The organism is Kitasatospora sp. NPDC003701 (assembly GCF_053587085.1).
In genome coordinates this window covers 1-1,433 of sequence record NZ_JBSFNM010000169.1, presented here as the reverse complement: position 1 = coordinate 1,433, position 1,433 = coordinate 1, and the positions used below count along the sequence as shown (strand labels likewise).

General features: G+C 69.7%; 1 protein-coding gene. It reads right to left on the bottom strand.

Annotated features, from left to right (window positions below; all coding sequences use genetic code 11):
- Window positions 1-135: 135 nt before the first annotated feature.
- Entirely contained in the window at window positions 136-1,374 is a 1,239-nt protein-coding gene (locus ACWDRR_RS44440; protein ID WP_449778042.1) for an IS701 family transposase, read from the bottom strand.
- Window positions 1,375-1,433 lie beyond the last annotated feature (59 nt).

The following is a 1,433-nucleotide window of genomic DNA, read 5'->3' as shown; positions in this document are numbered from 1 at the left end:
TAGTACTTCGTTAGGTCTGGCGTGGTCCGGTGCGCCCTGGTCGGTGTTTGGTGGGTAACTCGCGGTGGCAGGTGGGGCATTCGCCGGTCCAGGCCCGTATCAGGTCCTGGATGGCGTCGAGGACTCGGTAGAAGGTCAGGCCGGCGTCTCGACTTTTGGGTCGAGGCGCCGGAGGGTGAGGAAGGCGTGGGCGGCGGTGACGAGGGTGATGTGGTGGTGCCAGCCGCGCCAGGTGCGGCCCTCGAAGTGGTCCAGTCCCAGGCCGTGCTTCATCTCGCGGTAGTCGTGCTCGATGCGCCAGCGGATCTTGGCCAGGCGCACGAGCCGTCGAATTGTGGTGTCGGGTGGCAGGTTGGTGAGCCAGTAGTCGGTGGGTGCGCTCGCGCCAGGAGGCCATTCGACCAGCAGGGTCTCGGTCGGCAGGACGCCGTCCCACGCGGCGCCTCCGCCGGCCTCGGCGGCGGCGAGCGTCCGGGGGATCTTCCCAGCGGGCCGCACCTGCAGGACCCGAAACCGTGAGCGCATCGCTCCGCGGCTGCCCTGACGCCACGTGACCTGCCGAAACGTCCGGCGCCCGCCGGCGGTGGCGAGCTCGCGCAGGGCGATGGCCTCGGTGCGGTAGCGGGGCAGTGTCCTGCGCCCGGCGCCGCGGTAGGCGGACGCCTCGGGCTCGGCGTCGTGGCGGTGCGCGGTCTCGTCGCCGCGCACCGCCACGACGTAGTCCAGGTCCCGGGAGCGCAGGGCATGGCGGAAGGCGGCGGACTGGCCGTATCCGGCGTCGGCGACCACGACCTGGGGATCGAGTCCCCAGGCGGTCAGCTCGTCGAGCGTGTCGATCGCCAGGCGCCACTTCTCGACATGCCCGACCTCCGGTGGCAGGCCGGTTCGACGGCGGCGGACATCGTCACGGTCGCCCCACTCCGGCGGCACGAACAACCGCCAGGACAACGGGCTGGAGGCCTGATCGGTGACGGCGTGGACGCTCACCCCGACCTGGCAGAGCGAGCGTTTACCCAGAGCCCCGCAGTACTGCCGGGACGTCGCCACCGACTGGTCGCCGGCCTTCGGGAACGAGGTGTCGTCGATCACCCACGCCTCCGGCGCGAGCACGGCGGTCATCTTCCGCGCAATCTGCCGCAGCACCGGCGTGTGGTCCCACGGCGACTGGCTGACGAACTGCTGCAGGGCCTGCATGTTCCCGTCCGGCAGCCGCTCGGCCATCGGCTGGATCGACTTGCGCCGCCCGTCCAGCATCAGCCCGCGCAGATAGCAATCCCCCTGCCGGCGCTGATCCTTGCGCCCCAGGGACGCGAAGACCTCGGCCACGAAGTCACCGAGATCTCCACGAAGCTTCTCCACCTCACCAAGATCCACAGACCGCAGCATGCACCGCCACGACCACAAGATCAAATCAACCTAACGAAGTACTACTA